This is a genomic window from Vibrio sp. OPT24 (genome assembly GCF_015163545.1).
Taxonomy (GTDB): domain Bacteria; phylum Pseudomonadota; class Gammaproteobacteria; order Enterobacterales; family Vibrionaceae; genus Vibrio; species Vibrio cyclitrophicus.
On the sequence record NZ_JADDYI010000053.1, the window covers coordinates 1,138,833 to 1,149,653 of the forward strand.

The following is a 10,821-nucleotide window of genomic DNA, read 5'->3' on the forward strand; positions in this document are numbered from 1 at the left end:
AAGGCGACTGACTCGCAGCTTTTGCATGCAGTCCGCCCTACAGAACTTATATACCAATAGGAAAACCAATATGAAAAGCTTAATCGCTATATCCATAGTAACGGCTCTGTCGGCAGGCTCAGCGTGTGCTAATGAGATCGTTAATGAATCATCCACAAATGTAGATGTTTACAACACTCATGACTTTTTTTTGAAAAAAGGCAATCGAGTTAAACTTCAGTTTCCTATCGAGCAATCCAAGTTTGCTTGGCAGAACCTAAGTCGTTTCTACCCTACCGCTCAAATAGAACGTGATGGGCCTGTCTATCAATTCCCATATCAAATTGACCAAAATATTGGCGAAATATCAGCGACTGTACACGGTGAAAGCAAGACTCTAAACGAACATCTCAATTCCTATCCTGTCGATGCTTTTCTTGTTGTTAAGAACGGAGAGGTTGTCTTTGAGCGTTACAACACGATGCGAAAAACAGACAAGCATAATTGGTTTTCAAACTCGAAAATTACAGTAGGTATCGAGCTGGCTAAATTGGTCAACGAGGGGCAAGTTAACCCAGGAGACCCTATTTCTAAATACATTCCTGAATTAAAGGGATCTGACTGGGACATGGTATCCGTTTCTGATACTGCAAATATGGCGACAGGCTTGAACGCAACAGAGCATGATGAGCCAGAGGCAGACTCACGTATAAACCCAGAACAACCTTGGTTTAAATGGGCGGTTTCCATTGGCGTGTTTGAAGGTCAAGGCAACCAAAGCCCACTTGAAGTACTTGCTGAAATGAAGCGAAGAGCACCGGGCGGAAAAACATTCGAATACAATTCAATTAATACGTTTGTTCTAGCTCGGCTTATTGAGAACGTTCGTAACTTACCCATGAATGAGATTGTCAGCCGTGATATGTGGCAGAAGATGGGGGCTAATAATGACGCTTATACTGTCGTTTCTCCACAAGGGGGATACCCTTTAATGTTTTTCTCAATGAATACCACAATTGAAGATATGACTAAATTCGGCATGTTACTTACTCCGTCCGCCATAAAGTTGGGTAATGGTGGAGTTAGCAAAGAAGTCATTACGTTAATTCAAGACTCTGGTAACTCAGAAGCTTACGGTGGTGGTTATGTTGGCAAGATGATGGAAAACTCTTTCTACAACGACACAAACATCAAGAATGGTTATCAATTTGATGCAATCTTTGAGGATGGCGACTTATTCAAGGCAGGTGTTGGCGGTCAAGGTGTGTATATTTCACCAGAAAAAGACTTAGTTATATCTTTCTTTTCAACCAGTAACGGTAAAAACCAAGAAGAAACTTATGCTCGTGAGATTGCGAAATATTTTAGCCGCTAATTATGCACGGTGATTACCACCTAATGTGACCAATCATTGATAGATTTGAACATTGAATAAGTTTTATCTTTTTTGTAACGCCAGTCGCCTGACTGGCGTTTTTTGTTTGCTGAGTTTGGTTATTGATTCCTTGCGAGCGGGTGATTAAGCATCACGAAACCTTTAGGTTATTTATCTACAGCACTATCCATTATCGCTGTAGCAACACTGTTATGCGTTTTAGGCTCGTGGTTAAACACCGATGTCAGAGCCTAAATAAGTTTACGTCATCATATAGATACGACTTGTTTGAGCTTCTTCCCGTTACTCATTGCATTCAGACGATACATTCGCTCCTCTTACCCTATACTCATTGGCAATACACGTAGGGTTAGGATGCAGTGTAAGTTAAGAGAGGCTTCGTTTGAATTCACTTATCTTGATGGGTTTAGGTATGCACTAGCAAACGTAAACAGTTAGATATCAATCAATAGAAGCATCGAATTCGCTCGCTGGAATAAGGTTTTGAGTGTTGAATCAATACGGGATGTAGATGTACTTGATAGAGATAGAGATAGAGATAGAGAGTCAGTTCAAGGTAAGGCCGAACTGAATAGTAAATCGTGGCTATTTTAATAGAGAAAAGTGAGAGGATGTAAGAGAAACAAAATTTAAAAAAGGCGAATCTCTCGATTCGCCTTTTAACGTATGATGGTTTTTGATCGTTTTAGAAGAATACTTTGTATTGGAACCAAACCACGGTGTCGTCAATGTCTAGTTTTTGATTGGTTGATTCCATGCTTCCATAAGTATTTTCAACCTTGACTTGTCCCCAACGTGTTTTGTCTGCCGAAAAAGGAGTTGCTGCCAGTAGGGTGGTTTTAACAGTACTCGTTTCAATATCACCATCCATGTACGTAAATTCTGGGTAGGCTGCAAAATAAGTACCATCGGCGCCTGGCTTCCAAACTGCATAAGCAGCAGCCATACCACCTACGATACTATTGTCTGTAACACCAAAGGCATTTGTTGTGCTATCTGAATATTCACCGCCCATTACTGCTGCACGGCCAAAAAAGGTCAGAGAGTCGATTGGAGTTCTGAAAATAGCGACACCACCTACTGCAGCAGTAGTAAAGCTTGCATTATCAATGATATCTAATGATGCGGCTACGCGAGGTGTAATAGCATTATTTATGTTGAACACATGGAAATATTGAGCTCGGCTGTCTTTATATTTACCTTCATTATCCATCGAACCTTCCAATGTGAACATAGACATCTGTCCGTTGTCATAAGCGTATGATAGTGCTCCTGATAGTTTTAGGTCACCTTTGTTATTGGTTGCAACATACATATTAGAGCTGGCACGAGTCATATCGGATGGATCGACTTTTTGAGTATCATCGCCAGCAAATGCAGAAATAGAAATGGTAGCAAGTAAAGCAGTAGACAAAGCGGTCATTTTTAGAGTGTTCATGGTACGTTCCTGAGTTATTTAAGTTAAGTTGCCGAAGCAATGACGCAACTTTACATAAGGTTTTTAGACTCATTAACTCTCTAGCGATGGGCTCGAACCATCGCTGCCATCCAAGCAGCGTCAGGAAAGGGGGTGAGCTCGGTTTCTCGTGGTGAAAAATATATCTATTCGCCTGTTTAAAGTGTATTTGGGAAGATATTTTGAATTGAAATTAGAGCGTGATGATAGAAATGTGTTATTTGATAAGAGAAACAGACGCTGTATTGGTTAATGTAGACTCTGGTGGTAAGATTTATTATCGAATATGAAGACTCGCAGGGCATGATATGAATTTTAGTCTTGAGCAACTAAATACTTTCGTTGCGGTATATGAACAGCAGGCTTTTAGTAAAGCTGCGATAAAATTAAATAAGCACCGAACAACGGTTGCACAAGTCATCACGAGTTTAGAAGACCAGTTAGCGATTACTCTATTCGATAGGTTGAGCCGCAGTGTTGAACCCACTGAAGATGCAGTTCTCCTTTATCATTACGCAAAGCAAATTCTAGAGCAGGCTAAAACTCTTGATAGATTTGCATTAAGTCTTTCATTTGGCGGGCTAGAGTCGGTGACGATAGCCTATGCGAGCTTTTTACCTCATCACGTTGTTTCTAAAATTCGTCGACAGCTTTATGAAGACTTCCCATCCATGCGCGTTAATTTTTTGGTCAGAACGAAACCAGAAATAAAAGCAGGGATCGAAGACGGAAGCATTCATTTTGGGATTGTGAATATATACGAAAGCAAAGTGATTAATAGTATTGATTTTACTTTTTTGGGGAATATGCCTTTTGTTCCATTTGCTCATGCAGGAAGTGAATTATCGGCTAAGCCCTCAAACGAAACGCTCTCAAAGATGAAATCTTTACGCCAGTTTGTACTCAAATCTATGGTCGATGATAAAATGACGGAGAAGGTTGTTGTTTCTTCAAAACATGAATATGTTGATCAATTAGCGGTCATTGTTAAGCTTGTCCAAGATGATTTTGGCTGGGCTCTTTTACCAAAGTCGATAATTGAATCTGAATATATGACTGAGAATTTGGTAGAGATAAAATGTGACGAGATCAAACAAGAAATAATGGTTCCCATATCCCTTTGGTGTCCACATTCAAAACAGATTGCTCAGGTAAAAAAATCGATCATCAAGGTCGCTGATTATTATATAAATAAATCAGCGTACTAAAAAACGGACACTGTATTGGGATGAGTTCATCAGGCTATAGAAGTATTGAGCTTGATGAGCTATCTATTATGAACTCGTTTAGGGCACTTTGAGTCATAAAGCGCCAAGAGTTAAATATTGGACTATCCAAGTTCTGGACATAAATGAGCCAGTAAATTTCCTAAGTTAGCAATTGACCAATCACTTTTTGTATGGGGGAAAAAACGGGGTTTTGGAAAGCTAGTATGATGAATAAAATCGCGTCACACCAGTAAAAAGGTTTGGTCTAAGAGGATTGAGTAAACCTAATTTAAATTAATGAAAATATTATTGAATTTGTCTAAGTCAACAATCTCATTATCTTCAATCCATAAAAAGAAATTACTCTGCCACCTCTGAGTTTTCTTTGCTGAATCGGAAAAAACTTTAGATTTTAACTCTCCACGGCTTGAAGTCCACGGCGGAAAAACTCTGAAAGCCATTTTCCCTTTAGCTTTGTTTGAGGTTACAACTCCCTTATTAACCAAAACAGTTAACGGGAAGATATAAATACCTCTCTTCGATATGTCGCAATCACTAACCTCAACAAAAAGATAATCTAAATCATGTTCTTCGTAAGGCATCGTTCTTCTCGGATCGGTACTATTTTCATCAGGTCTCTTCCATATTGATAGAAAATTACCTGGTCTATCTGGTGTAACATTTCCCTTTCTATAAAGTATTTTTTTTCCATCTATTGAGAACTCAAGAGCTTCATACTTACTATTTTGAGGATATCGATCTAACACGACGGGACTGGTTAACTCGCATCCTTTAGATATGAAGTTATGACGTATAAACACACTTACCTGATTAAGATACTTATACTGAGACAAAATGCTCCCCCTTCAAAAAATTCGATCCAACATAGTACACGTTAATGAGCCGTTATCTAATGAAGAAAGCCACACAAGTAAAAGAATCAGCACAAATGAAGGTTCTGGACAGAAACAAGCCAGTGGTTTTGCTAAATTAGCATTTAACGGATTATGTGAAGTATCAATAACAATTCGAAAGTCTTTACCACATAATAAAAACAACTGTTCAGCCGCTTTTATCACGCTCTTCTCTTCGTACACAATCACAAATCCCTTCAGAAGGCTTCAAATCCCTTTCATTTAATTCAAACCTTATTATTAGTCGTTCTAATAATTAAGATAATCACACCTAATTGTTATAAGCCTCAATGATGATTATTCTTCTAATCAACCGATTCGTACTTAAAGGTTAGAAAATGAAGAATACTCTTGTATCACTAACAATCACCGCTTTATCGCTTAGCTCTTTTTCTGCAGCTGCTCAGGTTGCTGAGTTACCAACTGGCCAAGTAGGTAACGTTACTTCAGTAATGAAAGTCCAGCCAGTTCTTCGTATGGGGTATGGCCTTGAGCATGAAAGCCCATTGAGCAACGTGCATCTGCTCTCTGGTGCGCCGTATGCACCAGTGGTTATAGAACTGGATAAGGGGCTGATTGTTTTCAGTACTGGTGATGATGCGGATGAAGGTGCTCAATATCGTCAATATATTCGTGCGAACATCAGTGATAAACCTATCATCGCAGTGTTCTATGACCATAACCATTACACCAAAGGGACGCAAACCCTGCTTGATGGGGATAACGCTGAAATCTACGCTCACCCTGATCTACATAAGATAATTTCTGCACGAACTGGTGATAGTCAATCAAATACTGAGATCCCAGAAATGGCTCCACACCTTCTTGCACGCGCTTCTATACATTACGGAAACCACGCAGATAAGTCTGGATCTGACGCATCTATTGTACCAAGCAACATCAAATTTGGTGCTGAGAACGGCTACTTAGAACCAACTCAAATCCTTGGTCATGGTGAAAGCGTAACTATTGAAGGTCTCGAGATCCAAGCATTTATTCATGATACCGACACAAAAGATACTTTGACCTTCTGGATCCCAGAATACGAGTTGATTGTTGATAACGTCGTTTGGCCTTTCCATAACATGTACACACTTCGGGGCGATGCTTATCGCGCGCCTCACACTTGGTTAGGTGGTCTTCGTGACATCCGTGATCTTGAGCCAGAAATCGTACTCAATGTTGGCGGCGGAGCAAAAGCTTTAGTTGGTAAAGAGAACATACAGCAAACCATTAATGCTGTGCTTGATTCTCAAAGCTATGTTTATGATCAATCTATTCGCCTAACTAACTTAGGTGTTGCTCCTAATCAGATCCATCACCATGTAGAGATGCCAACGACATTTAACGAGCACCCATATGTGAACAATATGTATGGTCAATTTGATACATTCTTTGCTGCATTCCCAGTGCGAAACCACGGTAATTTCTCTGGTCACCCTGATGATCTTCACACCATGGAAAAAGTAGAAAAGGCGCACCGCCTAATCAAACTATCCGGGGGCGTAGATAAAGTTTATGAAGCTTGGCAAACCGCGATACAAAAGGGTGAAACCATTTGGGCTAAAGAGCTATCAACAATGCTTTACTATAATGCGCCCGATAACGACGTAGCTAGACAAGCACATGCTGATTCTTTGCGAAAGTTAGGTCAAGAATCAGAAGGCCTGATAGCTCGTAATTTCTACATGGCAGGAGTTAAATCTCTTGAGACAAGCGATTCTGATGTCAGCTTAATGGCTTCACCATCGGCTTCTTGGGTAGCAAGCGATCCTGAAACAGCAATAGATTATCTACGTACGCGATTGAATCCAGCAAAAGCGGCGAACATTAGTGGAAAACTTGGCTTTATCGTCGATGGTAAAGAGATGCAGCTTGAGATGCGTAATCGTGTAGCTGAGTTCTCTACAACCATTGCTGATGATGCTGAAGTAATCAAGATCTCTGGTGAAAAGCTTGGTCAGTACTACGACGGCACTATTGCTGCTTCTGATATTGCTTCTGGGAAGGCTCTAGAGCTTCTTAGCCACTTTGATGAGTACAAGCCAGTAACTATGTATCCACGTAGTTTTACTCACCTGCAATAATCTAATTAACTCTTTATCAGAGGGTAAGTCATTACCCTCTTTTTTATCTATTTGCTCATATTTTTAGTTGAGGTAATCATGTTTAAGCACATCTTCGCTGGAATTTTATTACTAACTTCAAGTTCTGTTTTTGCTTGTCTGTTTCATGCAAAGCCATCGGATCTTAATACCAATATTCCATCAGGTTCGGACTGGACCGTCTTGAGAGCAATAGAGCAAGAACAGAAACAACAGCTGGAGTCGATTGCAAAGCTAGAAGGAAGCGCGGGGTTCCAACGCGCTACATGGTGGCTAAAGTTGTTGTCTCAAGAGCTAGAAAATCAGGGGATTTCCCAGACGTATATTTATCTTGCTGACGTGGGTATGTGGTCCTACTACAATCCATCTGGCACTACCAAGATGTCTATTGAAGTAAACCCAAAGGGAGAGTTCACCTACCTAGTTATTACGCAAATCGCGTTATCAAATATCTTGTCAGGAAAAATTAACTTTAACGAGGCTAAGGAGGCTCGACTGGTGTTTTCCGGCTTACAGCACATTCACTAAGAACATATCTCAATGAGTTTAGATTTTACCATCTCACGCATTTCAGCATGATCAGAGTGATGCTTAAATCTCTGATGGTAAAGAATATTTAAAGGAAATTCTAACTCAGCACCAGAAGGGAGATTCATCACCAGTAGTCCCAATTTGTCTGCCCAGCGTTTGGTAACAGATTCCCTAACTAACCCTACATAATCAGTTTGAGCAACTATCATACAAATAGAGTGTGACGAAGAGACCTCCATAACGACATCCCTTTCCAAATCTATACCATCTTGGGTCTCAACTTGGTTTTGAAAGATCGACAATCCGTTGAATTTTCTCTTGTATCCGATATGGGACTCTGCAGAAAACTCGTCTCTAGAAATGGTGCGACCCGAAAGTCTTGGGTGTCCTTTTCTACAAATGACTTTAAACTTTTCGGTACAGACTGGCTCGCTAATAAAAGAACGATCATGTTGATTAGTAAAATCGATTGCCAAGTCAACCTTCTGCAAGCGAAGATCTGTTAGTAGCTTTTCATGTAGGGTGGGCGGTAGCTTGAAAGTGGTTTTGGGGAGCTCTCGAGTTATTTGCATAAGGTCTTCTGGACAATAAGCAATAAAATGTTGTGTTGTTGAAATGGCATTGTGAATAATATCCATTCCGCGACTACATTCTACGGCCAACTGATCTGCAGCTCGCGTACAACTCATCGTCCGACCAGATTTAACAAACAACTTTTTTTCAAGTGATGTCTCAAGCTTTTTGATGGACTGACTGACAGCTGACTGACTGACTCCCAATACTTCTGCCGCTTCTGTAAAAGACTGGTGTTTATGCACCATTAGAAATATATGAATAAGCTTTAAATCCATAACCAGCCAATAAAAGTGGATTGAATACATCTAACATAGCCCGAATAAACATCTATATCTAGAAAAACCTTATGAGCATGACCATGACCAAATTAGCTATCTAACTTACATTGATATCAGATATAGCTGGCGGTCAGCAGGTGCCTCATAAATGCTTCCTTGAACTCGCAATCGGTTTTATATTTAAGATTCTTGGCCTCAAACAGCATTGATAACTTCCCGCAAGCTGCGTAGCTCAGAAAGAAAACGCCTTTTATTAGCCGTACTACACGTATTCGTAAAACTAAGTCATGAGACAAACCAACCTAGAATATGCTCAATTGATTTTGGCACACTTTGGGGCACTTTCGAGTTACAAAGTGCCACAGGTAAAAATTCTACCTGAGAAACTTTTGGACAGGAATTACTTAGAGCTTTTACTTAATTTGATAAAATAGGAATAACTTCAAGTATGGTAAATAACGTGACTCAGTGTCCCAAATTGCTAGAGCGGATACCGAGGTTCGCCTTTATTCCTTATAAAAGGTACACCTTTGTAGATATATTTTGCTCTCTGAAAATTCTTTCATGTCATGGCAGACACTTTTTAAGTGTTCATAAGCATCCACTTTTCCTACGAAAAAATTATGCACTAAGCTCACCTTTCCATTCACCGACATAGGGTATAGGTATGATGAATAATAAAGATCATTATTATTCAGTTCTATTTCTACGATAATATTCTCAGCTTTTAATTGACTTTGATCCACCATATCAATTAATGCGGGCTTCGCATCATAAAATGAAGCTGTTATTGGGTTCAAATATGTAGACATCAATGTGGCATACATAACCGTAATTTCTTCAACCTTGTTTTTATCAAAGTCACCACTAGCTAGAAATTTGAACACATACGCTTTCGGATTTGAGTGAAATTGGCTAGAAATAAGGCAAATTGAAGCTGTTTCCCCTACTTTTTCACAAGATAAGCTGTCGTATAACTTGGTTTGCGTAATATTTAGGGTGTCGCTGTTCTCAGATGCAGATGTTGGAAAAATCAAAAGCATACACAAAAATATCCCAATTAACTTTAAAACTTTCATAATTTACTCTCATTTCTAAGTATTGGATCGATACTCTTTTTAGTTATTTGTTCAAAACTTCTAACATTCATCCACCTAGATTTCTTATTAACAACTTTTTTATGTACTATTCGCTCACATGTAAACTGAGGCTTATCAGTAATTATACGTGGCCAATCATAACGTTAATCATACTCATGCTCAATCTAATGCCCGTATTGCCTAGCGCCTAGGATGTGAACATCAGAAATTTCCGAAAGTTTCCGTATAACTTCAGAGGATTCTGAGCACGATTTTAAACCTGCTCACATCCCAAAATGTATGGTCTGCCCCTCTTTTATCTGATTAGATTTGGTAGGGAAAACGCACGCCCCTTAATTTCGTAGATTATTTGGTCTAACGCATTTCGGGGCAGAAATGAGTTAGCTCTGATTAAGGCCTGAAATGGGCAATATCAGATTATGTTTTGATCCATCCATTTTATTCTTTCGCTACTCTTTCTTTTTTGAATTTTCCACTCACGCCCCAGCTCAACCATTCGCTCCTCGTAATGACCATTCGTCGCATTGATAAAACTGCATGACAAATTCTAGTTAACCTTTCAACGTCAACATTTGAAAGGGATTAGAAATCATGGCTACTTCACACTCATTTAATTCAAGCTCTACCACTTCTTTGCTTAAGCGTTCATTTTTGATTGCACTTGTTTCATTGGCACCTACTTTGGCGCAGGCCAACCCAAGTTCAGACGTGCTCGATATCTATAACCAAGCCGCGCAAGGCAATGAAGACTTGGTGGAAGTGGCTTACGAACGCCTGAACGACACGCTACAACAAGATGGTGCTACGCCACTGACCTTGGTTTACCTAGGCAGCACAGAAACCCTGATGGGGCGTGATGCGTTTTTACCATGGAACAAGATGAAGTATGTGGAGAAGGGCTTATCAACCATTGATAAATCACTGGTGCTGCTTAAAGACGAAGACCAACCGATTCATGAGCAACCTCTTGTTCAAGGGTTGCCGGATTCTTACTTAACTCGCGCCATGGCTGCGGTGACTTACACCTCTCTGCCAGACATGTTTAACCACTTTGACCGTGGTTATGACCTGTTCCTCTCGTTACTCGCGGAAGATGATTTCCAGCAACAACATTTCGCAGCGACATCCTGGATTTACCGTTACGCCATTACCGCATCGCTTCGTGCTGAAGACTTCAAACAAGCACAAGTGTGGCTTGAAAAAATGGAAACTGCTGATGCTGGCAATATCGAAACTATGACTGCGAAGGCGCTCATTGCAAATGCTAAATAACGGTTT

At 40.0% G+C, this 10,821-nt stretch carries 9 protein-coding genes; 5 read left to right on the forward strand and 4 right to left on the reverse strand.

Annotated elements, in window-relative coordinates; all coding sequences use genetic code 11:
- Window positions 1-70 precede the first annotated feature (70 nt).
- A complete protein-coding gene (locus tag IQO02_RS18690) occupies window positions 71-1,354 on the forward strand; it encodes a serine hydrolase domain-containing protein (RefSeq protein ID WP_010432338.1) in 1,284 nt (427 codons plus the stop codon).
- Window positions 1,355-2,060: 706 nt separating this feature from the next.
- On the opposite strand, the gene IQO02_RS18695 is transcribed toward IQO02_RS18690, so the two are convergent.
- Window positions 2,061-2,813: a hypothetical protein gene (locus tag IQO02_RS18695; protein WP_010432340.1), complete on the reverse strand. Its 753-nt coding sequence runs from the start codon at window positions 2,811-2,813 to the stop codon at window positions 2,061-2,063.
- A gap of 326 nt (window positions 2,814-3,139) precedes the next feature.
- Between IQO02_RS18695 and IQO02_RS18700 the strand changes: the two genes are divergently transcribed.
- Entirely contained in the window at window positions 3,140-4,039 is a 900-nt protein-coding gene (locus IQO02_RS18700) for a LysR family transcriptional regulator (RefSeq protein ID WP_010432342.1), read from the forward strand.
- Window positions 4,040-4,323: 284 nt separating this feature from the next.
- On the opposite strand, the gene IQO02_RS18705 is transcribed toward IQO02_RS18700, so the two are convergent.
- Window positions 4,324-4,806 (reverse strand): MepB family protein, encoded by a 483-nt coding sequence (locus tag IQO02_RS18705; RefSeq protein ID WP_010432344.1) that lies wholly within the window; start codon window positions 4,804-4,806, stop codon window positions 4,324-4,326.
- 485 nt (window positions 4,807-5,291) lie between these two features.
- Between IQO02_RS18705 and IQO02_RS18710 the strand changes: the two genes are divergently transcribed.
- Both IQO02_RS18710 and IQO02_RS18715 read left to right on the forward strand, forming a co-directional pair.
- Window positions 5,292-7,040: an alkyl sulfatase dimerization domain-containing protein gene (locus IQO02_RS18710; protein WP_016795436.1), complete on the forward strand. Its 1,749-nt coding sequence runs from the start codon at window positions 5,292-5,294 to the stop codon at window positions 7,038-7,040.
- Window positions 7,041-7,118: 78 nt separating this feature from the next.
- A complete protein-coding gene (locus IQO02_RS18715; RefSeq protein WP_016785461.1) occupies window positions 7,119-7,586 on the forward strand; it encodes a hypothetical protein in 468 nt (155 codons plus the stop codon).
- Here the strand turns inward: IQO02_RS18715 and IQO02_RS18720 are convergent.
- Together IQO02_RS18720 and IQO02_RS18725 are read right to left on the reverse strand one after the other, a co-directional pair.
- On the reverse strand, window positions 7,583-8,440 hold the full coding sequence (locus IQO02_RS18720; protein ID WP_228006070.1) for a LysR family transcriptional regulator: 858 nt from the start codon (window positions 8,438-8,440) through the stop codon (window positions 7,583-7,585). The two genes, IQO02_RS18715 and IQO02_RS18720, sit on opposite strands and share 4 nt — an antisense overlap.
- A gap of 509 nt (window positions 8,441-8,949) precedes the next feature.
- The gene (locus IQO02_RS18725; protein WP_016769323.1) at window positions 8,950-9,522 is read right to left on the reverse strand and encodes a hypothetical protein; all 573 of its coding nucleotides are present in this window, start codon (window positions 9,520-9,522) and stop codon (window positions 8,950-8,952) included.
- A gap of 612 nt (window positions 9,523-10,134) precedes the next feature.
- Between IQO02_RS18725 and IQO02_RS18730 the strand changes: the two genes are divergently transcribed.
- Entirely contained in the window at window positions 10,135-10,815 is a 681-nt protein-coding gene (locus IQO02_RS18730; RefSeq protein WP_193838625.1) for a hypothetical protein, read from the forward strand.
- The last annotated feature ends 6 nt before the right edge of the window (window positions 10,816-10,821 follow it).